23 protein-coding genes and 2 tRNA genes are annotated in these 24722 nt (G+C 69.8%); 9 read left to right on the forward strand and 16 right to left on the reverse strand.

Features of this window, described 5'->3' with window-relative positions:
• Positions 1 to 9: 9 nt before the first annotated feature.
• The gene (locus PS271_RS08360; RefSeq protein ID WP_398381344.1) at positions 10 to 2670 is read right to left on the reverse strand and encodes a valine--tRNA ligase; all 2661 of its coding nucleotides are present in this window, start codon (positions 2668 to 2670) and stop codon (positions 10 to 12) included.
• 99 nt (positions 2671 to 2769) lie between these two features.
• Here PS271_RS08360 and PS271_RS08365 point away from each other — a divergent pair, with 99 nt between their 5' ends.
• A complete protein-coding gene (locus PS271_RS08365; protein WP_398381345.1) occupies positions 2770 to 3501 on the forward strand; it encodes a hypothetical protein in 732 nt (243 codons plus the stop codon).
• A 128-nt stretch (positions 3502 to 3629) separates the two neighbouring features.
• Positions 3630 to 4562: a hypothetical protein gene (locus tag PS271_RS08370; RefSeq protein ID WP_398381346.1), complete on the forward strand. Its 933-nt coding sequence runs from the start codon at positions 3630 to 3632 to the stop codon at positions 4560 to 4562.
• Positions 4563 to 4611: 49 nt separating this feature from the next.
• On the opposite strand, the gene PS271_RS08375 is transcribed toward PS271_RS08370, so the two are convergent.
• Positions 4612 to 5022 (reverse strand): hypothetical protein, encoded by a 411-nt coding sequence (locus tag PS271_RS08375; RefSeq protein ID WP_398381347.1) that lies wholly within the window; start codon positions 5020 to 5022, stop codon positions 4612 to 4614.
• A gap of 168 nt (positions 5023 to 5190) precedes the next feature.
• Here PS271_RS08375 and PS271_RS08380 point away from each other — a divergent pair, with 168 nt between their 5' ends.
• Positions 5191 to 5424, forward strand: coding sequence for a GntR family transcriptional regulator (locus PS271_RS08380; RefSeq protein ID WP_398381348.1), 234 nt, complete (start codon positions 5191 to 5193; stop codon positions 5422 to 5424).
• An 872-nt stretch (positions 5425 to 6296) separates the two neighbouring features.
• A complete protein-coding gene (gene gcvH / locus PS271_RS08385; protein WP_398381349.1) occupies positions 6297 to 6674 on the forward strand; it encodes a glycine cleavage system protein GcvH in 378 nt (125 codons plus the stop codon).
• 677 nt (positions 6675 to 7351) lie between these two features.
• Here gcvH and PS271_RS08390 read toward each other — a convergent pair.
• The 8 genes from PS271_RS08390 to PS271_RS08425 form a co-directional block, all read right to left on the reverse strand.
• Complete coding sequence (locus tag PS271_RS08390; protein WP_398381350.1) at positions 7352 to 7873, reverse strand: DUF4232 domain-containing protein; 522 nt, start codon at positions 7871 to 7873, stop codon at positions 7352 to 7354.
• Between the two features lie 190 nt (positions 7874 to 8063).
• A complete protein-coding gene (locus tag PS271_RS08395; RefSeq protein ID WP_398381351.1) occupies positions 8064 to 8483 on the reverse strand; it encodes an ACT domain-containing protein in 420 nt (139 codons plus the stop codon).
• A gap of 75 nt (positions 8484 to 8558) precedes the next feature.
• Positions 8559 to 9455 (reverse strand): hypothetical protein, encoded by an 897-nt coding sequence (locus tag PS271_RS08400; RefSeq protein ID WP_398381352.1) that lies wholly within the window; start codon positions 9453 to 9455, stop codon positions 8559 to 8561.
• A gap of 163 nt (positions 9456 to 9618) precedes the next feature.
• Complete coding sequence (gene clpX / locus PS271_RS08405) at positions 9619 to 10908, reverse strand: ATP-dependent Clp protease ATP-binding subunit ClpX (protein WP_030366476.1); 1290 nt, start codon at positions 10906 to 10908, stop codon at positions 9619 to 9621.
• Between the two features lie 142 nt (positions 10909 to 11050).
• Positions 11051 to 11704, reverse strand: coding sequence for an ATP-dependent Clp protease proteolytic subunit (locus PS271_RS08410; protein WP_058044444.1), 654 nt, complete (start codon positions 11702 to 11704; stop codon positions 11051 to 11053).
• A gap of 96 nt (positions 11705 to 11800) precedes the next feature.
• Complete coding sequence (locus PS271_RS08415) at positions 11801 to 12406, reverse strand: ATP-dependent Clp protease proteolytic subunit (protein ID WP_030366474.1); 606 nt, start codon at positions 12404 to 12406, stop codon at positions 11801 to 11803.
• A gap of 375 nt (positions 12407 to 12781) precedes the next feature.
• A complete protein-coding gene (tig, locus tag PS271_RS08420; RefSeq protein WP_398381353.1) occupies positions 12782 to 14158 on the reverse strand; it encodes a trigger factor in 1377 nt (458 codons plus the stop codon).
• A 196-nt stretch (positions 14159 to 14354) separates the two neighbouring features.
• A tRNA-Pro gene (locus PS271_RS08425) sits at positions 14355 to 14431 on the reverse strand.
• A 186-nt stretch (positions 14432 to 14617) separates the two neighbouring features.
• On the opposite strand from PS271_RS08425, the gene PS271_RS08430 reads away from it, so the two are divergent.
• Positions 14618 to 14691, forward strand: a tRNA-Gly gene (locus PS271_RS08430).
• Between the two features lie 92 nt (positions 14692 to 14783).
• Here the strand turns inward: PS271_RS08430 and PS271_RS08435 are convergent.
• Positions 14784 to 14978 carry a hypothetical protein gene (locus PS271_RS08435; protein WP_058044441.1) on the reverse strand — a complete coding sequence of 65 codons (195 nt, stop codon included), beginning with the start codon at positions 14976 to 14978 and terminating at the stop codon, positions 14784 to 14786.
• Positions 14979 to 15214: 236 nt separating this feature from the next.
• Between PS271_RS08435 and PS271_RS08440 the strand changes: the two genes are divergently transcribed.
• A complete protein-coding gene (locus PS271_RS08440; RefSeq protein ID WP_398381354.1) occupies positions 15215 to 16306 on the forward strand; it encodes an acyltransferase family protein in 1092 nt (363 codons plus the stop codon).
• 18 nt (positions 16307 to 16324) lie between these two features.
• Here the strand turns inward: PS271_RS08440 and PS271_RS08445 are convergent, their stop codons facing one another.
• Positions 16325 to 16771 (reverse strand): HD domain-containing protein, encoded by a 447-nt coding sequence (locus tag PS271_RS08445; RefSeq protein WP_398381355.1) that lies wholly within the window; start codon positions 16769 to 16771, stop codon positions 16325 to 16327.
• A 16-nt stretch (positions 16772 to 16787) separates the two neighbouring features.
• Positions 16788 to 17927, reverse strand: coding sequence for a PP2C family protein-serine/threonine phosphatase (locus PS271_RS08450; RefSeq protein ID WP_398381356.1), 1140 nt, complete (start codon positions 17925 to 17927; stop codon positions 16788 to 16790).
• 148 nt (positions 17928 to 18075) lie between these two features.
• On the opposite strand from PS271_RS08450, the gene PS271_RS08455 reads away from it, so the two are divergent.
• Positions 18076 to 19305, forward strand: coding sequence for a GNAT family N-acetyltransferase (locus tag PS271_RS08455; RefSeq protein ID WP_398381357.1), 1230 nt, complete (start codon positions 18076 to 18078; stop codon positions 19303 to 19305).
• A gap of 36 nt (positions 19306 to 19341) precedes the next feature.
• Here the strand turns inward: PS271_RS08455 and PS271_RS08460 are convergent, their stop codons facing one another.
• Both PS271_RS08460 and PS271_RS08465 read right to left on the reverse strand, forming a co-directional pair.
• A complete protein-coding gene (locus PS271_RS08460; RefSeq protein WP_398381358.1) occupies positions 19342 to 20160 on the reverse strand; it encodes an Fpg/Nei family DNA glycosylase in 819 nt (272 codons plus the stop codon).
• Positions 20161 to 20246: 86 nt separating this feature from the next.
• A complete protein-coding gene (locus PS271_RS08465; protein ID WP_398381359.1) occupies positions 20247 to 20735 on the reverse strand; it encodes a ribose-5-phosphate isomerase in 489 nt (162 codons plus the stop codon).
• Positions 20736 to 20924: 189 nt separating this feature from the next.
• Between PS271_RS08465 and PS271_RS08470 the strand changes: the two genes are divergently transcribed.
• On the forward strand, positions 20925 to 22343 hold the full coding sequence (locus PS271_RS08470) for an amino acid permease (protein WP_398386743.1): 1419 nt from the start codon (positions 20925 to 20927) through the stop codon (positions 22341 to 22343).
• 81 nt (positions 22344 to 22424) lie between these two features.
• Here PS271_RS08470 and PS271_RS08475 read toward each other — a convergent pair whose 3' ends face one another.
• Positions 22425 to 23027 carry a biotin transporter BioY gene (locus tag PS271_RS08475; RefSeq protein WP_398381360.1) on the reverse strand — a complete coding sequence of 201 codons (603 nt, stop codon included), beginning with the start codon at positions 23025 to 23027 and terminating at the stop codon, positions 22425 to 22427.
• Positions 23028 to 23319: 292 nt separating this feature from the next.
• Between PS271_RS08475 and PS271_RS08480 the strand changes: the two genes are divergently transcribed.
• Positions 23320 to 24714: an amino acid permease gene (locus tag PS271_RS08480; protein WP_398381361.1), complete on the forward strand. Its 1395-nt coding sequence runs from the start codon at positions 23320 to 23322 to the stop codon at positions 24712 to 24714.
• The last annotated feature ends 8 nt before the right edge of the window (positions 24715 to 24722 follow it).

The raw sequence follows: 24722 nt of genomic DNA on the forward strand, positions 1-24722 counted from the left end.
GGCGCCGACTCAGCCCTTAGGCAGCGCCGCCAGCTGCAAGCTAAGCCGCTCGATGTCGGCCTCCGCCGTCTCCAGCCGCTTACGGATCTTCTCCACGGCCGCCTCCGCCGCCTTGGCCAGGAACGCCTCGTTACCGAGCTTGGCCGTGGACTGCGCCTTGTCCTTCTCGGCCGCCGCAAGCGCCTTCGTGAGCCGCTTCCGCTCCGCCTCGACATCGATCGTGCCGGACAGGTCGAGGGCGACCGTCGCCCCCGCGACGGGCAGCGACGCCGTGGCGGCGAAGCCCTCGCCGGCCGGCTGGAGGCGCAGCAGCGACCGCATCGCGTCCTCGTGCGCGGCCAGCGCCGTACCGCTCAGGTCCAGGCGGGCCGGAACCTTCTGGCCCGGCTGCAGGCCCTGGTCGGAGCGGAAGCGGCGGACCTCGGTGACGACCTGCTGGAGCGTCGCGATCTCCTGCTCGGCGGCCGCGTCGTGGAAGCCGCCCGGGGCGTCAGCCCCAGGAACAAACACAGCCTTCGGCCAGTCGGCGATCACGATGGACTCGCGGCCCGTGAGCGTGGTCCACAGCGTCTCGGTGACGAAGGGCACGACCGGGTGCAGCAGCTTGAGGGTGACGTCGAGGACCTCGCCCAGGACGCGGCGCGAGACCTCGGCCTCGGCCCCGCCCTTCTGGAACGTGGTCTTGGACAGCTCGACGTACCAGTCGAAGACCTCGTCCCACGCGAAGTGGAACAGCGCGTCGGAGAGCTTCGCGAACTGGTAGTCGTCGTAGAGCGCGTCCACCTCGGCGACGACGGCGTTGAGGCGCGAGAGGATCCAGCGGTCGGTGGCCGACATCCGCTCGGCGGCGGGCAGGTCGCCCTCCACCGTGGCGCCGTTCATCATCGCGAACCGCGTCGCGTTCCAGATCTTGTTCGCGAAGTTGCGCGAGCCCTGGACCCAGTCCTCGCCGATCGGCACGTCGACGCCGGGGTTGGCGCCGCGGGCGAGGGTGAAGCGGACGGCGTCGGAGCCGTACTTGTCCATCCAGTCGAGCGGGTTGACCGCGTTGCCGAAGGACTTCGACATCTTCTTGCCGAACTGGTCGCGGACCATGCCGTGCAGGGCGATGGTGTGGAACGGCGGGGTGCCGTCCATCGCGTACAGGCCGAACATCATCATCCGGACGACCCAGAAGAAGAGGATGTCGTAGCCGGTGACGAGGACGGAGTTCGGGTAGAACTTCTCGACGCTCTCGGTCTTCTCGGGCCAGCCGAGCGTGGAGAACGGCCACAGGCCGGAGGAGAACCAGGTGTCGAGGACGTCGGTCTCCTGGTGCCAGCCCTCGCCGGCCGGCGGCTGCTCGTCCGGGCCGACGCAGACCATCTCGCCGTCCGGGCCGTACCAGACCGGGATGCGGTGGCCCCACCACAGCTGGCGCGAGATGCACCAGTCGTGGAGGTTGTCGACCCAGTCGAAGTAGCGCTTCTCCATCTCCTGCGGGTGGATCTTGACCTTGCCGTCGCGGACGGCGTCGGCGGCGTTCTTCGCCAGCGGGGCGGTCTTGACCCACCACTGCATGGACTGGCGCGGCTCCAGCGTCGTCTTGCAGCGGGAGCAGTGGCCCACGGAGTGGGTGTACGGGCGCTTCTCGGCGACGACGCGGCCCTCGGCGCGCAGGGCGCCGACGATCGCGGAGCGGGCCTCGAAGCGGTCCAGGCCGAGGAAGGGGCCGTGGGCGGTGATGACGCCGTGCTCGTCGAGGACGGTGAGCGACGGCAGGTCGTGTCGTCGCCCGATCTCGAAGTCGTTCGGGTCGTGGGCCGGGGTGACCTTGACGGCGCCCGTGCCGAACTCGGGGTCGACGTGCTCGTCGGCGACGACCGGGATGCGGCGGCCGGTCAGCGGCAGCTCGATCTCGGTGCCGATGAGGTGCTGGTAGCGCTCGTCCTCGGGGTGGACGGCCACGGCGGTGTCGCCGAGCATCGTCTCGGCGCGGGTCGTGGCCACGACGATGGAGGCGTCACCCTCGCCGTAGCGGATGGAGACGAGCTCGCCGTCGTCGTCCTGGTACTCCACCTCGATGTCCGAGATGGCCGTGAGACAGCGGGGGCACCAGTTGATGATGCGCTCGGCGCGGTAGATCAGCTCGTCGTCGTAGAGCTTCTTGAAGATCGTCTGGACGGCCTTGGACAGGCCCTCGTCCATGGTGAAGCGCTCGCGCGACCAGGCGACGCCGTCACCCAGACGGCGCATCTGCCCGGAGATCTGGCCGCCGGACTCGCTCTTCCACTGCCAGACGCGCTCGACGAACGCCTCGCGGCCGAGGTCGTGGCGCGACTTGCCCTCCTTGGCCAGCTCGCGCTCGACCACGTTCTGCGTGGCGATGCCCGCGTGGTCCATGCCCGGCTGCCACAGGACCTCGTAGCCCTGCATGCGCTTGCGGCGCGTGAGGGAGTCGATCAGCGTGTGCTCGAAGGCGTGGCCGAGGTGGAGGGACCCGGTGACGTTCGGCGGCGGAATGACGATCGTGTAGGGCTCCTTCTCGCTCGCGGCATCCGCCTCGAAGTAGCCCCGCTCTACCCAGCGCTCGTACAGCGGCCCCTCTACGTCAGCCGGCGCGTACTGGGTCGGCAGGTCGGGGGTGCGGTCGGCGTGCCCACTGTCGGGGCGCTGAGTGTTGTCGGTCACGGGGTGAATTCTAAGGGGGCGTACGCGGGGGTTTCGAATCGATTGCCGCGGGATCGGCAAGGATGACGCCCACGCAACGAGAGAAGCGACGAGAGAACCATGAGCAAGCAGCAGGCCGGCCTGTACGAGCCGCTCCCGGTGACGCCCCGGTCCTACACACGGCCGGGCGGCCCCGGCGGCTACGGCGCGGCCGTGTGGCCACCGCCGGTCCCGCCGCGCCGGCGGGGGAAGGGGAGGGTGGTGGCGGCCGTGGCGATCGGCTCGCTGGTGGTGATGTGCACCCTTCTGGGCGGATTCCTGATCCTCACGGGCGGCGGCAGCAAGGCGGCGGGCGGCGGGCAGTACCGGCTGACCGCGCCGGCCCGCGTGGCCGGCTTCCGGATGGACTCCCCGGTCGGCCGGACGTTCCGTACGGACCACCTGGCGCGGCTGCGGAGCCTGGGCGTACGGGACGAGGGCAGCGTCACGGCGGGCTACTCGTCGGCGCGGGGAAAGCTGATGTTCAGCGGCGTCTGGGGAACGGTGAAGAACCCCGAGCGGGCGGTCGACGGCATGTTCGCCGCGATGGCGGCCGGCAACGGCGCGGGGGAATCGGTGGAGGGCGCCCCGGAACGGGTGCGGCCGCGGGGCGCGGGCGACGCGGTGATGAAGTGCGAGTCGGTGGCCTTCAGAGCCCCTGGGGCGAGCCTGACCCTCCCGTACTGCGTCTGGGCGGACCACAGCACGCTGGGCGTGATGGGCGCGGCCCTGGGCGAACGAACGGAGCTCGGGGCGGCGGCGGAGACGACGGGGAAGCTGAGGCGGGCGGCGCGGACGATTCGCCCGGAGTGACCACTCCTGCGTGCCAACTGTTCCGAAACCGTTGCCACCAGGCGGTAAGACCCTCTGAAGAGATCCGGAAGGATTGGGCGGACTGTCATACGAGTCCCGAGTCCCCCCACGGATCGAAGAGAGACGCAATGAGCTACAACCAGCCGGGCCCCTACGGCCAACCGCCCCAGCAGCCGGGCCCGTACGCCCAGGGCGCCCCGGCCGGCCAGCCCGGTTACGGTTACCCGCCCCCGCCCCCGCCGCCCCCGGGCACCCCGTACGGCCAGCAGCCCCCGGCACCCCAGCAGCCGTGGGGCGTCCCCCCTCAGCACCAGCAGCCCGGCTACCCGGGCGCCCAGTACCCGCCCCCGGTCCCGCCCCAGAGCGGCGGCGGCAAGGGCAAGGCGATCGGCATCACGGTGGGCGCGGTGGCGGTCGTGGGCGCGCTCATCGCGGGCGCGGTGTACTTCATGGGCGGCGGCGGTGACGTGAAGCCGTACACGATCGTCCTGCCGGACACGCTGCTGGACGGGAAGTACACGAAGGGCAGCGTCAGCGCCCCGGGATCCAAGCAGACAAACACGCAGGACCTGACGGACAACGAGAAGGTCAAGGAGCTGGGGATCTCCAACGGCACCAGCGTCTCGGGGGCCTACGCCAACGCCGAGAAGCAGAACCTCTCGGTGCTCGGCGTGTACGGCGAGCTCTCCGATCCGGCGAAGACGGTCGACGCGATGATCGCGAAGTCGGAAGAGAACGCGAAGAAGACCGAGGGGTCCATGCAGGGCGTCAAGGTCGAGACGGTTGCGCCCTGGACGGAGTTCTCCCCGGGCGACTTCGACGGCGCGGTCATGAAGTGCGCGACCAAGAAGACCACGGTCTCCATGGGCACCATTTCGAGCTCGAATGAAGCCACGGAGTGCATCTGGGGCGATTCGAGCGCCATCGGTGCGGTCAAGCACTCGGTCTCGAAGAGCAACAGCCCCTACGGGGGCAGCGCCTCCACCGGCAACGTGATGTCCGGCAAGGAGATGGCCGAGGTAACCGCCAAGGTCCGCAACGAGGTCCGCAAGGACAAGTAGCGAGGTGATGGGTGGCGACCGCAGGGAGCGGCCGCCGCCCACCCGTGAGCTACAAGCCCCACCTACTGGCGGCGTTGGCGGCCTGGACCTTGGCGCTGAGGAGCTCGGCTTCGGTCGGGGTCCGGACCTCGAAGGGGTCCACCGCCCACTCCTTGCCGCCGCCGGGCAGACGCAGCAGGAGCTGCGAGCCGCCGTTGCGCATGACCTGCCCGACGGCGCCGTCCCGCTTGTCCAGAACGAACGAGCCGATGGCGGGGCGCGGTTGGTGCGCTCGGTCGGCGCAGGTGCAGGTGCTCAGGAGAGACTGGGGCCGAAGGTCGATGCCGTGGGCGGTGGCCCATACGTAGACGCGGCAGGACGGGCTGTCGGACGTACGGGGCTCAGGCGCCGGGACGGGCGGCGTTTCGGGGACGGAAATCTGCCGTGTCCGGCGGAACCAGCGGCGGATAAAGTTGCGCATGTCGACGCTCCTGTTAGGCGTTGGCCGCGCCCCGGGACCGTGCCAGCGGTCGCCGGGGTCCTTCATGTGCGGGACCTTACCGCGGCAGACCTAGCACACCTAGAAAACCAAGAAATCGAAGCTAACTGCTCATTGCTGCGAACCATATGAAACGCGTAGCGTGCCCGTGTGATCGAATTCGTTCCCGACATCCCGCGCTGGCGCCAGGTGGCCGATGTGATCCGACAGCGCATCAAGGACGGCACGTACCCGCCGCGTTCGCGGGTTCCGTCCGTTAACCAACTCACGGAAGAGTTCGGCATCGCAGCCGCCACGGCCCACAAGGTCCACCGCGGACTGCGGGCCGATGGGCTGATCTACACCGAGCCGGGCATGGGCTCGTACGTCGCCCCGCAGCCGTAGGCGACTGAGGTCAGAACAGGCTGGCAGCAGGGGGAGGGGTAGCGGCTCGCGCACGTCGGGTGTCCGACGCCCGGTGGGCGGTTGGCCGCCGTACTCCTGCCGTCACGGATGCACGAGCGTAAGGAGACCTCCCCATCAGCCCGGGCTGATGGGGAGCGGGCTGCTGCCGCGATGTGGTTCCTGCCGTCGTGGGCGTTCCACTCACTTGTTCGCCGTCGTGGCTGAGCGGCCGAGTGCGGGATGGTGGGGGTTGGTGCCCTCTCGGCGCCGAAATCAACCGGCCGGGCCGGGCTGCGCGGCGTAGAAGTGCGCTGGGGGTGCAGTCGGTGCGCCTCACCAAACCCCACCGGCAGCCCACACCCCACGGGCCTCGATGGGTCTTCTCTGGTGGGAAGTCACCCGGCCCTGCGGCCGTCCGCGGCGTACAAGTGACCCGAGAGCGAAGGCCGCCCACCTCACCAGCCCCTCCCGGCCCTCCGCGTCTCACCAGCCGCACTCCACCTCCCACTCGGCCGCTCAGCCACGACGGTGGCGCGCCTAGTGGAACGCCCACGACGGGCGAAACCACATCGCGGCAGCAGCCCGCTCCCCCTCAGCCCAGTCGCATGCGCAAGGTCTCCTCACGCAGCCGCATCCGCGACGGCAGGAGTACGGTGCCCAGCGCCCCACCGCCCGCCGGCCACCCGACGTGCCCGCACCCCCCACCCCTCCCCCCGCTGCCAGCCTGTTCTGACCCGCACCCGACCCACGGATCCCAGCCACGCCCTGGTGGCGCCATTGGAGTATCGACCGTGAGCCGGAAGCCGGACGGGGTAGTGGTCACGTGCGCGACCCCGTCAGACCCTGAAGGCACAGCGAAGGAGCGGTCACCCATGGTTCCCGAAAACCTGAAGTACACCGAGGAGCACGAGTGGGTCGATCCCATCAGTGACGGCACGGTGCGCATCGGCATCACCGACTATGCCCAGGGGCAGCTGGGCGACGTGGTCTTCGTCCAGCTGCCGACCGTCGGAATGAGCGTCGCCGCGGGCGAGTCGCTGGGCGAGATCGAGTCCACCAAGTCGGTCTCGGAGATCTATGCGCCCGTGACCGGCGAGGTCGTAAAGATCAACGAGACAGTCGTCACGGCGCCCGAGATGGTCAACGAATCACCGTACGGTGACGGCTGGTTCGTGGAGATCAAGCACGCGGACCCGGCCGCGCTCGACGGCCTTCTCGACGCGGCCGCCTACACGGAGCGCATCGGATAGGCCTGTTCGGCCATCGGCAGCCACCTCCCTCTCCCCCTCCCCGCAAGCCACCGCACCGCGTATCACGCACAGTTGACGCTTCGCCACTTCCCGCCACAGCCAGCGCTCCAGCGACTATGCTCGCCGCTTGATGACGCATTGACGCGCCGGTCCTTTCCGGGGTGCCCGCAACGGTCAGCCACCCGCTCGGGGGGCTGGTTGGGGCGCGGCCACCCCGGCCGCACCGGGAGTGGCCGCGCCCATGGTCAGCCCTCCGCCTGGAGGGTCTGACCGGTGGGGTGTGTATGCCCACCCTGGGAGAAAGGCGCGGAGATTGCGCCATCGCAAAAAGAAGGACCCGTCTCGCCTGTGTACCTGGCTCTATCGGATCTACCGCTGGTCGGCACCGCTCGTAGGCGCCGTGCTCGTGGCTCTGCTCCGGTGGTGGCTGGAGGTGAGGCACAAGCTGTAAGCCCCCGCTACAGCCACTAGCGGGGGATCACACAGCGTTGTGGTTCTTCGCAGGAGCCCGTCATCGTATGCACCGATGGCGGGTTCCACCGTGTTTCACCGTGTCCGGTGACCGCGCCTGGATGGCACGGGTGCCCGGGTGCCCTTCCGGACGGACATCGGCAGCTCCCACCGTACTCGCTTCGCCCCTCCCAAGCATCGGAGAAGCGCAGCGCGACGGAACCTCTTCACCACATCAGGGCAAGGTCGACGTCACTCTGCCAGTACGTGACCGCCGCCTTGCTGTCGACCCAGGTGCCCTTGGGGAGCTTCACCGTGCGGGCGCGGCTTTCCGTGCCGTCGCCCTCGTCGAAGGAGACGCGCAGGACGCTCGCCGTGCGCCCATCCGTGCCGGAGCCGTCAGCTGCCGAAAGATTGATGCCGGCGTAGGCGGACTCGCCCGGCTCCACGGTGACGACGGCCTGGGGTATCGAGTCGTCCACGACCGACACCACATGCTGCGCGGCGTCGAAGGCCAGGTGCGGGGCGCCGTAGGCGAAGCACGGCTTGGAGCTGGTGTTGGTGACGGTGAGCAGCTGGTGGTTGATCGGGCGGGGCACGTTCTGCACCGTGGTCTTGGTGTTGGCGAGCGAGCAGGCCGGGATGGGCGCCGGCTCCGCCGCCTGCGCCTGAGCCGTTGTGGCGGCGGTGCCGGCGAGGAGCGTGGCCGCGAGGGTGAGGCCGGTGGCGGTGATGCGGGCGGTACGCATACGGACGTCTCCAAGGGTTACGGAACTTGCTGTGCACCTCCTGGGGCGGGATTGCCTCAGGGCGTGCCGCCAGCCTGTCCGCCGTCTCCCGACCGCCACAAGCGCCACCGCATCATTCGGGACACTGGAACGCCCACGCCCCACCTGACCTGCGGAAATACCCTCGCCTGGGACGCCGTCCTGGAACGTCCTACTTCCCCGGGCTCTCCCCCACACCCTCAGCCAGCGCCTCCAGCAGCCGCACCGCCTCCGCCGCCCGCTCGTACGGGACGAACAGGTGGTCGTGGTGGTACCCCGCCACCACGTTGCAGCTGAGGCCGGCCTGGGCCAGGGCCTGGGAGACGGCTGCCGTCAGGCCGACCGCCTCCAGCGCGGAGTGGACCCGTAGCGTGATCCAGCCCGCCACGTACTCGTACGACAGCCCGGCCGCGTCGGCCTCCTCCTGCCGTACGACCAGGGTCAGCCCCTCCGGCTCCCGCACCGTCACCACGGGGGCCACGCCCTCCGGTGCCGACGCCTCCCCCGCCACCGTCGCGTACACGTACCGCCCGTCGTTGAGCACGGGCTTCATGCCGCTCAGCAGCTTCGTCAGATCACGTTCTCCTGCCATGTCCGCCACCCTACGCACAGGCATACGAAAGGGCGCCCGGCACTCGTCCGGACGCCCTCTTCCACGCTAGCGCGCTCAGCTTTTCTCGGCGAAGAGTTCGTCGATCGCGGAGACCGTGAGCGCGCGGTCCATCCACCGCTCCAGGGTGAGCATGTGGGCGCAGTCCATGATGCGCTCCCGGGTCGCAGGGGGCATGAGGATTCCCCGGTTGTCCAGTACCCGCAGCACCATCTGCGCGGACCCTCGGAGCCGCCCCTCCGCCTTGCCCTCCAGGTACGTCTCCTCGAACATCGTGCCCCGGCCGGGGAAGTAGGGACGCGGGCTCATCAGGTGCCTCCGAATGTTGCCGGTCAGGAAGTCCCCCAGACCGATCTCCAGCATTTCCCAGCAGAACGCAGCCGACTCCGAATCGACCTTTGCCAAAGCCGCCGCCAGCGCTTCCAGCGCGGCCTCGGCTTCCTCCTCCTCGCGGCTGTGTGCCACGACGGAGAACACCGCGGGCAGCAGATCCCGGGCAGCCCGGTCCGGATCGGTGATCAGAGGAACGTTCCCGGGCCCCAGGACCAGCGGGCGCAAAGACAATGCGGCCCAGCCCTCAGGGCCGAGCTGGAACGGTCCGGCCGCCCAGTCCTCGACCTCCTTGTCTTCGCAGACCACGAGAAGGAGGGCCGGGCACTCGTACTTCGCCATCAGGTGCGAGAGGTAGCACGCCCATTTGGCCGGTTTCGCGTCATCGCGCCACTTCTGCATCGCGATGGCGACGAGGAAGCCGTCACTGCCGTCAGCTGGGGCGACAACCAGCACACAGTCCGCGCGCCGATCGAGCATCTTCATCTTCGCGGTCGCTGCGGGCAGCACTCCCACAAGTGCCTTCTCCGGTAACGGCACACCCAGGATCCGGAACACCGGAGCGAGCAGCTCCGGGTGATCAGGAAAAACGTAGTAGACCGCATCGTCGGGTGAAATGACCATGGTCCGACCGTAGGAACGCAGGCCAGGCACTGCCCGGCAATCCCCAGCCGACCACCCGTTCGATACGTCGACCGTTCACCCGTTCTACGAACCCCCACCCAACAAAAAAAGGGGGGCACCCGGCATCCGCCAGGCACCCCTCCCCCACAAGCTCAGCGCAGCGTCACGCGCTCTTCTCGTGCCGCTCGTCCTTGCCCACGATCCGCGGTTCCCGCGGGACCAGCGTCGGGTTCACGTTCGAGTGGACGACGTCCGCCGTGATGACGACGCGGGCCACGTCCTTCCGCGACGGGACCTCGTACATCACGGACATGAGGACTTCTTCCATGATGGCGCGCAGGCCGCGCGCGCCCGTGCCGCGCAGGATCGCCTGGTCGGCGATGGCCTCCAGGGCCGGGCGGTCGAACTCCAGCTCCACGCCGTCGAGTTCGAAGAGCCGCTGGTACTGCTTGACCAGGGCGTTGCGCGGTTCCACCAGGATCTGGAGGAGCGCCTCGCGGTCCAGGTTGTGCACGCTCGTGATCACCGGCAGGCGGCCGATGAACTCCGGGATCATGCCGAACTTGACCAGGTCCTCCGGCATGACCTCCTGGAACTGGTCGCTGGCCTCGATCTCCCGCTTGGAGCGGATCGTGGCGCCGAAGCCGATGCCCTTCGCGCCCGCCCGCGACTCGATGATCTTCTCCAGGCCGGAGAAGGCGCCGCCGACGATGAAGAGCACGTTCGTCGTGTCGATCTGGATGAATTCCTGGTGCGGGTGCTTGCGGCCGCCCTGGGGCGGGACCGAGGCCGTCGTGCCTTCCAGGATCTTCAGCAGGGCCTGCTGGACGCCCTCGCCCGACACGTCCCGTGTGATCGACGGATTTTCGCTCTTACGGGCGACCTTGTCGATCTCATCGATGTAGATGATGCCGGTCTCGGCCTTCTTGACGTCGTAGTCGGCGGCCTGGATCAGCTTCAGCAGGATGTTCTCGACGTCCTCGCCGACATAGCCGGCCTCCGTCAGGGCGGTGGCGTCGGCGATGGCGAAGGGGACGTTCAGCATGCGGGCCAGGGTCTGGGCCAGCAGCGTCTTCCCGGAGCCCGTGGGGCCCAGCAGGAGGATGTTGGACTTGGCGAGCTCAATGCCGTCGTCGCGGTTGTGCGCGCCGGTCTCGCCGGCCTGCACCCGCTTGTAGTGGTTGTAGACGGCGACCGAGAGGGCCTTTTTCGCGGCCTCCTGGCCGACGACATAGCCTTCGAGGAACTCGTAGATTTCGCGGGGCTTGGGGAGTTCCTCCCAGCGCACCTCGCTGGTCTCCGCGAGCTCTTCCTCGATGATCTCGTTGCAGAGGTCGATGCACTCGTCGCAGATGTACACACCAGGACCCGCGATGAGCTTCTTCACCTGCTTCTGGCTCTTGCCGCAGAACGAGCACTTGAGCAGATCGCCGCCGTCACCGATGCGTGCCACGAGGTGCTTCCCCTTCGCCTGGGATCCGCCTTGCACTGCGAACCCGGGTGCTTGCCTATCGACGGTACCTTGCCGGGCCCCCCGAGCGGGCCCCCCTTGGCCTTACTCGGTCGGCACAAGGGGGATACCAGCGGCACGGCGATCAAACGTTTACGGAACTCTTGCGGGTAGAAACGATCTGGTCGACCAGGCCGTAGGCGAGCGCGTCCTCGGCAGTGAGGATCTTGTCGCGCTCGATGTCGTCCCGGATCTTCTCGATCGGCTGGGTGGAGTGCTTCGCCAGCATCTCCTCCAGCTGGGTGCGCATCCGCATGATCTCCTTGGCGGCGATCTCCAGGTCGGAGAGCTGCTCGCGGCCCGTCTGGCTGGAGGGCTGGTGGATCAGCACGCGGGCGTTGGGCAGCGCCATGCGCTTGCCCGGGGTGCCGGCCGCGAGGAGGATCGCGGCGGCGGAGGCGGCCTGGCCCATGCAGACCGTCTGGATGTCCGGCTTCACGAACTGCATCGTGTCGTAGATGGCCGTGAGGGCCGTGAACGAGCCGCCGGGGCTGTTGATGTAGATCGAGATGTCGCGGTCCGGGTCCATCGACTCCAGGCACAGCAGCTGCGCCATGACGTCGTTGGCGGAGGCGTCGTCGATCTGCACGCCCAGGAAGATCACGCGCTCTTCGAAGAGCTTCGCGTACGGGTCGTACTCGCGGACGCCCTGGGAGGTGCGCTCCACGAAGCGCGGGACGACGTAACGGGCCTCGGCCTGGGGGCCGGTGTACAGGCCGCTCGGGGACGAGATGTTCATGCGGGTTTCACCATCCTGGTGGCGGTCGGTGGGCCGGGAAGCGCCTTCCCGGCCCGGCTGCGGGCTGTGTGGCGGTTACGTACTGCGCCGGGGGCCTCAGGCCCCGGTGCCGCCGCCGCCCGGAACGCCGGAAGCGTGGGTGATGATCTCGTCGATGATCCCGTACTCCTTGGCCTCGTCCGCGGTGAACCAGCGGTCGCGGTCACCGTCACGGATGATCGTGTCCACGGTCTGGCCGGTGTGCAGCGCGGTGATCTCGGCCATGCGCTTCTTGGTGCGCAGCAGCTGCTCGGCCTGGATCTTGATGTCCGAGGCGGTGCCGCCGAGGCCGGCGGACCCCTGGTGCATCAGGATGTCGGTGTTGGGCAGCGCGAAGCGCTTGCCCGGGGTGCCGCCGGTCAGCAGGAACTGGCCCATCGAGGCCGCGAGGCCCATGCCGATGGTGACCACGTCGTTCGGGATGTACTGCATGGTGTCGTAGACCGCCATGCCTGCCGTCACCGAGCCGCCGGGGCTGTTGATGTAGAGGTAGATGTCCTTGTCCGGGTCGGCGGCCAGGAGGAGCATCTGCGCCGTGATCTTGTTGGCGATGTCGTCGTCGACCTGCTGGCCGAGGAAGATGATCCGCTCCCCGAGCAGCCGGTTGTAGACCTGGTCGCCGAGGCCACCACCGATGGCGATCTCACCGGCGGCGGAAGGCATCAGATTCGTCACGTATCCACCTGCTCGTCTCTGACGGCAACGGGCCGTCTCCGCGTCTTCTCCGGGGACCGGGGTCCGGCCGGCGCGGCCGGACTGTTCCGGCGGTCGCCAAGTGGTCCCCTGCCCTCGTATCTACGGACCCTAACGCGCTGTTCGGCGGGCGCCATCCCGCATCAGGAACTGTTCGCTCTGAGCGCAGGTTCAGCGCAAAGCCGGGACGGGCTCAGCGCGGGATCCGCAGGTCGCGCAGGCGGGGCAGCGGGCCCCGGAGCCTGCCCGGGGACACGGACGGGCCCGGACGTGCGAACACGTCCGGACCCGTCCGTAGAGCTGCCTTCACGGCCGCTGCGGGGCGCCTGCGCGGGCGACCGGGGCTCAGGCCTCGGTCGTGCCCTCGGCGGCCTCGACGGCCTCGGTGGCGGCCTCGGCCGTCTCCTCGTCCTCGTCGTCCAGGGTGACGACCTCGCCGGACGCGTCCTTGACGGTGGCGGCCTCGACCACGGTGGCCAGCGCCTTGCCGCGGGCGACCTCACCGACGAGCATCGGGACCTGGCCGCCCTCGACGACCGCCTGGGCGAACTGGTCGGGGCTCATGCCGGAGGACTGGGCACGGCGCATCAGGTGCTCCGTGAGCTCGTCCTGGCCGACCGAGACCTTCTCCTTGTTGACGATCTCGTCGAGGATGAACTGGGTCTTGATGCCCTTCTCGGCCTGCTCCTTGAGCTCGGCGTCGAACTCCTCGGCGGACTTGCCCTGGATCTCCAGGTACTTCGCCAGGTCCAGGCCCATCTGACCCAGCTGGTGGTGCTCGAGGTTGTGCTTACGGGTGTTGACCTCGTCCTCGAGCAGCTTCTCCGGCATCGGGACCTCGACCAGCTTGATCAGCTCGTCGAGGACCTTCTCCTGGGCCTGCGTGGCCTGGTCGAACTTCTTCATCCGCTCAAGGCGCTTGCGGCTGTCGGCGCGCAGCTCCTCAAGGGTGTCGAACTCGCTCGCCAGCTGGGCGAAGTCGTCGTCGAGCTCCGGCAGTTCGCGGGACTTGACGGCGGTGACGTCGACCTTGACCTCGGCCTCCTTGCCCTCGGCGGAACCGCCCTTGAGCTCGGAGGTGAAGGTGGCGGTGCCGCCGGCCTCCAGGCCGGTGACGGCCTCGTCGATGCCGTCGAGCAGCTGGCCGGAGCCGATGGTGTAGTCGACGCCCTTGGCGACGCCGTCCTCCAGCACCTCGCCGTCGACCTTGGCCTCCAGGTCGACGGTGACGATGTCACCCTCGGCGGCGGCGCGCTCGACCGGAGCGGTGGTCGCGAAGCGGTCGCGCAGCTGCTCGATCGACTTCTCGATGTCCTCGTCGGTGACCTCGACGGAGTCGACGGTGACCTCGATGCCGGAGTAGTCCGGGATCTCCAGGGTCGGGCGGATGTCCACCTCGGCGGTGAAGGCCAGCAGCTCGCCGTCCTTCAGCTCCTTGATGTCGACCTCGGGCTGACCCAGCGGGTTCAGCTCGGCCTCGTTGATCGCCTCGGTGTAGAACTTCGGAAGCGCGTCGTTGACGGCCTCCTCCAGCACCGCACCGCGGCCGAAGCGCTGGTCGATGACACGGGCCGGGATCTTGCCCTGACGGAAGCCCTTCACCGTGACCTGCTGGTTGATCTTCTTGTACGCCGCGTCGAGGCTGGCCTTGAGCTCCTCGAAGGGCACCTCGACAGTGAGCCGAACCCGAGTCGGGTTCAGGGTCTCCACGGCGCTCTTCACGGTTCGGTCTCCTTGGGGCTGACTTCTGGTGATTCTGCTGAGGTTCAGCGGATCGCGCCCGGTAGGCAGACTCGGTAGTGCAGACACACGGGCACGCAGCTTGCATAGTAACCGCAAGCAGGATGAGCCCCACAATGTGATCTTGACCGTGGCTCCGTGATTCCGGGTGATTCCGGATGAGCCACGGCCGTTCGTGTGGTCGGGGTGGCCGGATTCGAACCGACGACCTTCCGCTCCCAAAGCGGACGCGCTACCAAGCTGCGCCACACCCCGTAAGTGCGAGACGTAGGGTACATGCCCGCGGGGGCGAGGGTGACCTGGTTAACGCCGGCGCCCGGGAGCGCGGGGCGGCGCGGGACCGGCGCGAACGGGAGGGCCGAAGGGGTGACGTGCGGCGCACCGCCCGGACCCGCTACGATGCACACCGTGCCGTACGGCCCTTCCGGGCTCGCGGCGCGTGCGGGCGTAGCTCAATGGTAGAGCCCCAGTCTTCCAAACTGGCTACGCGGGTTCGATTCCCGTCGCCCGCTCCACCGACGCCTCCGGCCCTGCCGGGGGCGTTTGTCATACGGCTGCCGTACGGCTTCGGAAGGCGTGCCTCGCAAGACCTACGGCCCCGGAGTCCTCAGAACTTGATGCCGTTTATCGTCTCGGCGATCGAGTTCAGGAACCTCTGGATCGACGGCGCCATTCCCGTCGAGGCGAGGAAGAAGCCGAAGAGGATGGCGACCAGGGCCGGGCCGCCCTTGATGCTGCCGGAGCGGAAGAGCACCACCAGCACGATCGCCAAGAGCAGCACCACTGACAGCGAAATGGCCACAACTGATCACACCCTCGGTCGGATACACCGGTCCACCCACTGGTCGGCCCGGGAGTCATGCTCCCCGCGGCCCTCGCCCGTCAACCATCGTGCCACCAACTTGCCTGTTTCTGTGGGCCCGTGACATTTCATCGGCACTTCGTCCAGAAACTGTCCGCAAAGCCGTGGTCAGTGGATATCGGGGGACTTGCCGGGCGGCGTGGCGGTCATGGCGCGACGCCGCTAGGGTGCGTCGGATGTCCCCCGCCGTCACTCCCCCCGCCCGCGCGGTGACCCCCTCGGGGCAGCCCGGACCGGCATCCGCGCCCGCGCCCGCCGCAGCCCCGGCACAGCGCGATCCCTTTTTCGACAACGCGAAGTACCTCGCGATCGTCCTGGTGGCGCTGGGGCACGCGTGGGAGCCGCTCTCGCACTCCAGCCGTGCCGCGATGGCGCTCTACATGACGGTGTACACCTTCCACATGCCGGCGTTCATCCTCATATCCGGCTATTTCTCCCGCGGTTTCGATCTCAGCCCGGCCAAGCTCAAGCGGCTGCTCACGGGTGTGGTCGTGCCGTACCTGATCTTCGAGGTCGCGTACACGTACTTCCAGCACTGGGCGGAGCCCGACGCGGCGCCGGAGCCGATTTCGCTGCTCAATCCGTGGTACCTGAACTGGTTCCTCGCCGCGCTCTTCGTCTGGCGGATCACCACGCCGATCTGGAAGCTGATCCGCCGGCCCGTCCCCGTCGCCTTCGCGGTGGCCGTGCTGGCCGCGGTCTCCCCCGAGATCGGCGGCGACTTCGCCCTCCAGCGGGTGCTCCAGTTCCTGCCGTTCTTCGTGATCGGCCTGCACCTGCGGCGCGAGCACTTCGAGCTGGTCCGGCGGCGGTGGGTGCGGGTCGCGGCGGTGCCGGTGTTCGCGGCGGCGGTGGCGGTCGCGTACTGGCAGGCGCCCACGCTGGACACCGGCTGGTTCTACCGGAACAGCGCCGTCCAGGACCTGCACGAGCCGGCCTGGACGGCGCCCGTGATGACCCTGGCCCTCTTCCTCTGCTCGGCCGTGCTGACGGCGGGCTTCCTCGCCTGGGTCCCGCGCCGGGCCACGTGGTTCACGTCACTGGGCGCGGGGACGCTGTACGGGTACCTGCTCCACGGCTTCCTGATCAAGCTGTCGCGCTGGTGGGAGTGGTACGACGCCGCCGCGTGGGTTCGTCAGCCGGTCGGTGAGGTCGTAGTCACCCTGATCGCGATCGTGGTGATGACGGCGCTGTGTACGCCGCCGGTCCGGAAGGTGTTCCGGTGTGTGATGGAACCGCGGATGGAGTGGGCGTTCCGTAAGTCCTGAGGCCCGCCGGGCGCTGCCCTACGCCTCGATCCCGAGCAGCGCCCGCATTCGCGCGTACTTCGCCGCCAGGCGAACCCGCGTCGGCTCGTCCAGTTCCTTCGCCCGTTCCGGGTCCGAGTTGTGGGCCAGGTCCGATTCCTTGATCAGGAGGGCGCCGGGGGTGGCCAGGATGCGGGCCGCGTAGGCCTCCGGGGGCTCGCCCGGGCGCTTGGTGACCGCGAGGATCATGTCCTTGACCTCTCCGGGCAGCTCCGACGCCGCCAGCCACTCCTCGCTCACCGCGCCGTCCTCGACGGCGTCGTGCAGCCAGGCCGCGGCTATCTGCGCGTCGCTGCCGCCCCGCTGCCGCACGCCTTCGGCGACGGCCGCCAGGTGCTCGGTGTACGGGCGGCCGGCCTTGTCCGTCTGGGCGGCGTGGGCGCGGCGCGCCAGGGCCTCCACGGCGGCGAGGTCGAGAGCGGTCACGTAGGTCCTCCGAGGGTCAGTGCCGGCAGATCAGCAGCAGGGCGCGGTCGTCGTTGACGTCCTTCGCGACGGCCTCGATGAGGTGCCAGGCCGCGCCCTGGAAGCCGGCGGAGACGTAGCGGTCGGCCTCGCCGGTGAGGCGGTCCATGCCCTCGGTGAGGTCGCGCTCGGCGGTCTCGACGAGGCCGTCGGTGAAGAGCATCAGGACGTCGCCCGGCCGCAGGCTGCCCTTTATGGGGTCGAACTGGGCGCCGTCGTAGACGCCGAGGAGGGGGCCCTCGGCCGCCTTCTCCTCCCAGCGGCCGGTGCCGGCGGAGAGCTGGAGGCCGGGGAGGTGGCCGGCGGAGAACATCTCGTAGTCGCCGCTGTCGAGGTCGAGGACGAGGTGCACGGAGGTGGCGAAGCCCTCGTCCCAGTCCTGGCGCAGCAGATAGCCGTTGGCGGCGGGCAGGAAGGCGTGGGGCGGCAGGGAGCCGAGGAGGCCGCCGAAGGCGCCGGAGAGCAGCAGGGCGCGCGAGGCGGCGTCCATGCCCTTGCCGGAGACGTCGGTGAGGACGACTTCGAGGGTGCGGCCGCCGTTGGTGCGGGCGGCGACGACGAAGTCGCCCGAGAAGGACTGGCCACCGGCCGGCCGCAGCGCCATCTCGCGGTGCCAGCCGCGCGGCAGCTTCGGCAGCTTGCTCTGGACGCGGATGCGTTCGCGCAGGTCGAAGAGCATGGTGCCGCCGCGCCGCCAGGGCACGCCGACGCGGCTGCGGAACTGGGCGATGAGCAGTCCGAGGAAGCCGACGGCGCCCACGACGAGGATCGTGCCGGGCGTGACGCGCACGCCGTCGCCGCTGGCCTCGGCGTTCAGCACGCCGGCCTCGGCGATGAGGGCGACGGCGGAGGCCCCGTAGAGGGCGAGCAGGCTGGCGGGGCGCAGCAGCAGGCCGCCGGCGACGATGGGCAGGACGAGGGCGGTGGGCACGCACCAGGCGGGCAGCGCGATGGTGGTGAGGGCGAGCGCGGGGACGGTGAGGAGGAGCGCCGCGAGGGCGATCCAGTCGGAGCCGTCGCCGCGGAAGTAGTCCACCCCGGCTTTGCGCACGCTTGTGCGGGCCCGGTGCCATGCTTTGCGCATCCGTGCCGTCGGGGTCTCCGCACCGCCAGTCATTGCATCGTGACCTTATCCACCCATTCGGCGGCGCGTCGACTCACGCCGCGCCCGACACGGCCGCGCGCGGTACGTCCCGTGCGGCAGGGTCGGCCCCATATGTGAAATTCCTTCGCGTGCGGGGCGGGATCGCTGCTAGGGATGGGGCATGACGACGGAGTTGCGAGTCCTGCGCGATACCGATTTCGGCGCTTGGTACGGCGCCCTGGAGCTGGCGTTCGGCGGCGTTCCCGAGGCCCCTGAGGAAGTCGCCCTGTGGCGTGAACTGGCCGGGTTCGACCGGTCGATCGGGGTCTGGGACGGCCCGGAGGCGGTGGGTACGACCGGGGCGTTCGCGTTCCGGATCACGGTTCCGGGCGGGGAGCGGGTTCCCGCCGCGGGGGTGACGATGGTGTCCGTGCGGCCGACGCACCGCAGGCGGGGCCTGTTGCGGCGGATGATGCGGCGGCAGCTGGATGACGTGCGGGCCTGGGGTGAGCCGCTGGCCGTCCTGACGGCGTCCGAGCCGGACATCTACGGGCGGTTCGGCTACGGCATCGCGACCCACTCGCTGAGCGTCCGTATCGATACGGCCCGGGTGCGGCTGTCCGTCCCGCCGGGCACGGAGGGGGTGCGGCTCCGCTTGTCGGAGCCCGCTGAAGCACGCGACGCCTGCGAGGCGGTCTACGCACGCCGGGTAGCCGCCCGCCCGGGGATGCTCGCGCGGCAGCCGGGCTGGGAGGCCCTGCCGGTGCTGGACCCGGCGGCCGGCCGGGAGGGCGCCTCGCCGCTGAAGTGCGTGCTCGCCGAGGAGGACGGGCGGACGGTGGGGTACGCGCGGTACGCGGTGCGGCCGGACTGGTCCGACTCGGGCGCGAACGGCACGGTGCTGCTGCGGGACGCGGAGGCGCTGACCCCGGCCGCGTACGCCGCGCTGTGGCGCTATCTGACGGAGATCGACCTGACCTCGTACGTCACCTCCCACAACCGGCCCGTGGACGACCCGCTGCTGCACCTGGTCAGCGACGTGCGGCGGTGCGAGGCGCGGGTCAAGGACTCGCTGCACGTGCGGCTGGTCGACGTGGGGGCGGCGCTCGCCGCGCGGACGTACCGCAGCGCGGTGGACGTGGTGCTGGAGGTCGCCGACGACTTCTGTCCCTGGAACGCGGGGCGGTGGCGGCTGACGGGCGACCCGAAGGGCGCGTCCTGCGAGCGCACGGAGGACGCGGCCGATCTGGCCCTGTCCGTACGGGAGCTGGGCTCGGCCTATCTGGGCGGGGTGTCCCTGGCCGCGCTCGCGGGGGCCGGCCGGGTGCGGGAGCTGCGCGAGGGCGCGCTGGAGGAGGCGGCGGCCGCCTTCGGCAGCGACGTGGCGCCGTGGCTGCCGCACGGCTTCTGAGCCCTGACGGGCTCCCGGCCGGAGAGTGACGGGCTGTCAGCGCTGCTGGCAGCCCGGGCACCAGAAGAGGTTGCGCGCGGCGAGGCCGGCGGTGCGGATCTCCCCGCCGCAGACGTGGCAGGGCATGGCGGCCCGGCGGTAGACGTAGACCTCGCCGCCGTGGTCGTCCACGCGCGGCGGGCGGCCCATGGCCTCCGGGGTGTGCTCGGGGCGCACGGTGTCGATCCTGTTGTTGCGCACGCCCTCGCGCATCAGGGCGGCCAGGTCCGCCCACATGCCGTCCCACTCGGCGCGGGTGAGGTCGCGGCCGGTGCGGTACGGGTCGATGCCGTGCCGGAAGAGGACTTCGGCGCGGTAGACGTTGCCGACGCCCGCGACGACCTTCTGGTCCATGAGGAGGGCGGCGATGGTGGTGCGGCTGCGGGAGACGCGCTGCCAGGCCTTGCCGGGGTCGTCGCCGGGGCGCAGCGGGTCCGGGCCGAGCCGGTCGTGTATCGCCTGCTTCTCGGCACCGGTGATCAGGGCGCAGGTGGTGGGGCCGCGCAGGTCCGCGTACGACTCGGGGTTCGCCAGGCGCAGGCGGACGGTCTCGGTGGCGGGCGGCACGGGGCTCGGGCCGAGGGCGTATTTACCGAAGAGGCCGAGGTGGATGTGGATCCAGTCGCCGCCGGGGCCGCCGCCGAAGCCGAGGAAGAGGTGCTTGCCGTGGGCTTCGGCGGTGTCGAGGACGCGGCCGTCCACGAGGGCGGCGCCGTCGGAGAACTTGCCCTGGGGGCTGGTCGCCCGGACGGTGCGGTCCGCGAACGCCTCGCGGTGGTCCGCCGCGAGGCGGTGGATCGTATGCCCCTCGGGCATGGCGGTGTCTCCTGTGGGCTTCCGTGCTCAAGCGCCGGGCGGGCTGAGGGATCAGCCCGCCCGGCGCCTGTGGACGAAGGAAGAGGTCAGTCCTGCTGCGGGTGGTGCGCCGGAATGGCGGGAAGCTCGCCCGTCTCCTCGTAGCGCGCCAGCATCTCGATGCGGCGGGTGTGCCGCTCCTCACCCGAGTACGGCGTGGCCAGGAAGATCTCGACGAACTTCGTCGCCTCTTCCTGCGTGTGCATGCGCCCGCCGATGCTGATGACGTTGGCGTCGTTGTGCTCGCGGCCGAGGGCGGCCGTCTGCTCGCTCCAGGCCAGGGCGGCCCGGACGCCCTTGACCTTGTTCGCGGCGATCTGCTCGCCGTTGCCGGAGCCGCCGATCACGATGCCGAGGCTGCCGGCGTCCGCGGCGGTCTTCTCCGCGGCGCGGAGGCAGAACGGCGGGTAGTCGTCCTGGGCGTCGTAGAGGTGGGGACCGCAGTCCACGGGCTCGTGGCCGTGGGCCGTGAGCCACTCGACGAGGTGGTTCTTGAGTTCGTAGCCGGCATGGTCGGAGCCGAGGTACACGCGCATGCGTCCGAGTGTGGCACGTCCGCGAGCGGCGATCGGCCAGCAGGTCGGTGGTAACGCTGAGTGAACACAACGAATTGGATTCGGGTCTTCCTAAAGTCGCCTTCGAAAAGTTCTAATGCGGTCACTCGTAACCCGAGAACCTAAGGAACAACCCAAAGGAACGTGCACATGAGTGCGACACCGCCGACCATGACGAAGGGGTCGACGACCGGCGATCCCGGCCACGCCCCGGAGGCGGGCGAGAACGGCCTGAAGGCCGGGCTCAAGAACCGCCACCTGTCCATGATCGCCATTGGCGGTGTCATCGGAGCGGGCCTCTTCGTGGGTTCGTCGTCCGGCATCGCCGCCGCCGGCCCCGGCATCCTCATCTCCTACGCCCTCGTCGGCACGCTCGTCGTCTTCGTGATGCGGATGCTCGGTGAGATGGCCGCGGCCAACCCGACCTCCGGGTCGTTCTCCGCCTACGCCGACCGTGCGCTCGGCCGCTGGGCCGGCTTCTCGATCGGCTGGCTGTACTGGTTCTTCTGGGTCGTGGTGCAGGCCGTCGAGGCGACCGCGGGCGCCGCGATCCTCAACGGCTGGATACCGTCCGTCCCGCAGTGGGCCTGGGCACTGATCGTCATGCTCGTGCTGACGGCGACCAACCTCGCCTCGGTCAGCTCGTACGGCGAGTTCGAGTTCTGGTTCGCGGGCATCAAGGTCGTCGCGATCGCCGGCTTCGTGGTCATCGGCCTGCTGGCCGTCTTCGGCGTGCTGCCGGGCTCGGACAACCCGGGCGCCGGGCTGGACAACCTCACGGCGCACGGCGGCTTCCTGCCGCACGGTCCGGGCGCGATCCTCACCGGTGTGCTGATGGTCGTCTTCTCCTTCATGGGCAGCGAGATCGTCACGCTGGCCGCCGGTGAGTCCGAGGACCCGCAGCGCGCGGTCCGCCAGGCCACCAACAGCGTCATCTGGCGCATCGCCGTCTTCTACCTCGGCTCGATCTTCGTCGTGGTCAGCCTGCTGCCCTGGGACAGCAAGGCGATCGCGGAGAAGGGCAGCTACGTCGCGGCGCTCGACTCGATCGGCATCCCGCACGCCGGCCAGGTCATGAACGTCATCGTGCTGACCGCCGTGCTGTCCTGCCTGAACTCCGGCCTCTACACCGCCTCCCGCATGGCCTTCTCGCTGGGCCAGCGCGGCGACGCGCCGAAGTCCTTCGCCACGGTCAACAAGCGGGGCGTCCCGCAGGTCGCGATCCTCGCCTCGGTCGTCTTCGGCTTCGTGTCGGTGATCTTCAACTACGTGTGGCCCGACACCGTCTTCAAGTTCCTGCTGAACTCCTCGGGCGCGGTCGCCCTCTTCGTCTGGCTGGTGATCTGCTTCACCCAGCTGCGGATGCGCGGGATCATCCTGCGGGAGATGCCGGAGAAGCTGACGGTGAAGATGTGGTTCTTCCCGTACCTGACGTGGGCCACGATCGGCATGATCACCTTCGTGCTGGGCTACATGCTCTACACCGGCGGTGACAACCGGGAGACGGTGCTGGCCTCCGTCCTGGTGGGTGTGATCGTCGTGGCGATCGGCCTGGTCCTGGACCGCAAGCACCGCGCCGCTCAGCGCTGAGCAACACCTCTAACACTGCGACGGGCTCGCGTCCCCCTTGAGGGGGGACGCGAGCCCGTCGCAGTGATGAGGAAGGGGACGTCAGCCCCGGCGCCCCAGGAGCTTCCAGGCCGTGGGCAGCGCGCCCATCGCCAGCGCCGCCTTCAGGACGTCGCCGATGAGGAACGGCGTCAGGCCGGCCGCGACGGCGTCCGCGAAGGACATGTGCGTCGCCAGGGCCAGGTACGGCACGCCGACCGCGTAGATGATCGCCGAGCCGAGGGCCATCGTGCCCGCGGTGCGCAGGACCGAGCGGTCGGCGCCGCGGCGGGCGAGGGCGCCCACGACGGTCGCGGCGAGCAGCATGCCCAGGACGTAGCCGAAGGACGGGAACGCGGCGCCGGAGCGGGCCTCGGCGAACCACGGCATGCCCGCGATGCCCGCGACGGCGTACAGGGCGAGCGAGAGGAAGCCGCGGCGGGCGCCCAGGGCGGTGCCGACCAGGAGGACCGCGAAGGTCTGGCCGCTGACCGGGACCGGGGAGCCGGGCACGGGGACGGCGATCTGCGCCGCGAGGCCGGTGAGGGCGGCTCCGCCGAGGATCAGGGCCGCGTCGCGCACACGGGCGCGCCCGGCGGTGGACGCGGGGAGCAGATCGGCGAGGACCGTACCGGTCCGGGGAACAGAGGCAGCGGCGGTGGCCATCGGTACTCCGCAGATGTGTGGTGGGGACAAGTGACTGTGTGACGTTAGCCGAGGGCTCTCGGGCGGACAGCGCGCGGCAATGACAAAGGCGGGCCGTTCCGCTTGGAGACTTCCCAGCGCGGTTCCCTCGGCAGACGGAATTACGCGTGATGCTCGTCACTGGAATCGCCTGAGGCTTGGCTCCGGGCACCTCCCCGGGAGAATGTGGAGCCACCTATATCTCTTTGCGCCTGCTGTTTGCTCCCGCGCGAAGACCCCCAGCGCTTTTCGCGCGGACCGAGAGTACGAGCCCATGCACGACGCACCCCCCGCCGCCGATTCCCTCGCGGCCGAGAAAGAACCCCTGTCGGCCGGGCTCAAGCAGCGGCATCTGACGATGCTCGGACTGGGCGGCGTCATCGGCGCCGGCCTGTTCGTGGGCTCCGGCGCCGGCATCGCCGTCGCGGGGCCGGGCATCGTCATCTCGTACCTGATCGCGGGCGCGCTCGCGATGCTGGTGATGCGGATGCTCGGCGAGATGTCCGCGGCGATGCCCGCCTCGGGCGCGTTCTCCGTGCACGCGGAGCGGGCGCTGGGCCGCTGGGCCGGCTTCACGGTCGGCTGGCTGTACTGGTTCCTGCTGGTGGTCGTGCTGGCCGTGGAGGCGACGGGCGCGGCCCAGATCGCCAACGGCTGGGTGCCGGGGGTACCGACGTGGGCCTGGGTGCTGATCTTCATGGTGGTCTTCACGGCCGCCAACCTCTCGGCGGTGAAGAACTTCGGCGAGTTCGAGTTCTGGTTCGCGGCGCTCAAGGTCGGGGCGATCGTCCTCTTCCTGGCGCTGAGCCTGCTCGCGGTCTTCGGCGTGCTGCCGGACACCGAGGCGGTGGGCTTCACCAACCTCACCGGCCAGGGCGGCTTCCTGCCGAACGGCGTGAGCGGTGTCGTCTCCGGCGTCCTCGCGGTCGTCTTCGCCTTCGGCGGCCTGGAGGTCGTCACGATCGCCGCGGCCGAGTCCGACGACCCGGCGCGCGCGGTGGGCCGTGCGGTGCGCAGCGCCGTGTGGCGCATCCTCTTCTTCTACGTGGGCTCGATGCTCGTCATCGTCACCCTCCTGCCGTGGTCGTCGATGCAGCCGGGCAAGAGCCCGTACGTGGCCGTGCTCGACCACATCGGCATCCCGGCCGCGGGCCAGATCATGAACATCGTGGTCTTCGTGGCCCTGCTGTCCGCGCTCAACGCCAACCTCTACGGCTCGTCGCGGATGGTCTTCTCGCTCGCCGAGCGCGGCGAGGCGCCCAAGGGGCTGCTGAAGGTGTCGGGCGGCGGGGTGCCGCGCCGGGCCGTGCTGGCGTCGGTCGCGTTCGGTTTCGCCTCGGTGATACTCAACCTGGAGTGGCCGGATTCGATCTTCCGGTACTTGCTGAACGCCGTGGGTGCGGTACTGCTCTTCGTCTGGGGCCTGATCGCCGTCTCGCAGCTGCGGCTGCGGCGCCGCATCGAGCGCGAGATGCCGGAGCGGCTCGCCCTGAAGATGTGGGCCTTCCCCTATCTGACCTGGGTCGCTCTGGCCGGGATGGCCGGCGTGCTGGTGCTGATGATCACCGACGAGGGGGCCCGGCCGCAGCTGCTGTGGTCGGGCGCGGCGACCGCCGCGGTGCTCGTGGTGGCCTGGGTGCGCGAGCTCCGGCTGCGCCGCGCGGCCTGACCGGACCG

The sequence above is a fragment of the Streptomyces sp. SCA2-17 genome (genome assembly GCF_044336695.1).

What these genes read in the sequence shown, in the direction of transcription:
- gcvH (WP_398381349.1), top strand. Translation starts at nt 6,297, where the DNA reads ATGGTTCCCGAAAACCTGAAGTACACCGAGGAGCACGAGTGGGTCGAT.
- PS271_RS08480 (WP_398381361.1), top strand. Translation starts at nt 23,320, where the DNA reads ATGCACGACGCACCCCCCGCCGCCGATTCCCTCGCGGCCGAGAAAGAA.
- PS271_RS08460 (WP_398381358.1), bottom strand. Translation starts at nt 20,160, where the DNA reads ATGCCCGAGGGGCATACGATCCACCGCCTCGCGGCGGACCACCGCGAG.
- PS271_RS08410 (WP_058044444.1), bottom strand. Translation starts at nt 11,704, where the DNA reads ATGAACATCTCGTCCCCGAGCGGCCTGTACACCGGCCCCCAGGCCGAG.
- PS271_RS08455 (WP_398381357.1), top strand. Translation starts at nt 18,076, where the DNA reads ATGACGACGGAGTTGCGAGTCCTGCGCGATACCGATTTCGGCGCTTGG.
- PS271_RS08375 (WP_398381347.1), bottom strand. Translation starts at nt 5,022, where the DNA reads ATGCGCAACTTTATCCGCCGCTGGTTCCGCCGGACACGGCAGATTTCC.
- PS271_RS08365 (WP_398381345.1), top strand. Translation starts at nt 2,770, where the DNA reads ATGAGCAAGCAGCAGGCCGGCCTGTACGAGCCGCTCCCGGTGACGCCC.
- PS271_RS08465 (WP_398381359.1), bottom strand. Translation starts at nt 20,735, where the DNA reads ATGCGCGTGTACCTCGGCTCCGACCATGCCGGCTACGAACTCAAGAAC.
- PS271_RS08450 (WP_398381356.1), bottom strand. Translation starts at nt 17,927, where the DNA reads ATGACTGGCGGTGCGGAGACCCCGACGGCACGGATGCGCAAAGCATGG.
- PS271_RS08470 (WP_398386743.1), top strand. Translation starts at nt 20,925, where the DNA reads ATGACGAAGGGGTCGACGACCGGCGATCCCGGCCACGCCCCGGAGGCG.
- PS271_RS08370 (WP_398381346.1), top strand. Translation starts at nt 3,630, where the DNA reads ATGAGCTACAACCAGCCGGGCCCCTACGGCCAACCGCCCCAGCAGCCG.
- PS271_RS08395 (WP_398381351.1), bottom strand. Translation starts at nt 8,483, where the DNA reads ATGGCAGGAGAACGTGATCTGACGAAGCTGCTGAGCGGCATGAAGCCC.
- PS271_RS08415 (WP_030366474.1), bottom strand. Translation starts at nt 12,406, where the DNA reads ATGCCTTCCGCCGCCGGTGAGATCGCCATCGGTGGTGGCCTCGGCGAC.
- PS271_RS08475 (WP_398381360.1), bottom strand. Translation starts at nt 23,027, where the DNA reads ATGGCCACCGCCGCTGCCTCTGTTCCCCGGACCGGTACGGTCCTCGCC.
- PS271_RS08390 (WP_398381350.1), bottom strand. Translation starts at nt 7,873, where the DNA reads ATGCGTACCGCCCGCATCACCGCCACCGGCCTCACCCTCGCGGCCACG.
- PS271_RS08440 (WP_398381354.1), top strand. Translation starts at nt 15,215, where the DNA reads ATGTCCCCCGCCGTCACTCCCCCCGCCCGCGCGGTGACCCCCTCGGGG.
- PS271_RS08400 (WP_398381352.1), bottom strand. Translation starts at nt 9,455, where the DNA reads ATGGTCATTTCACCCGACGATGCGGTCTACTACGTTTTTCCTGATCAC.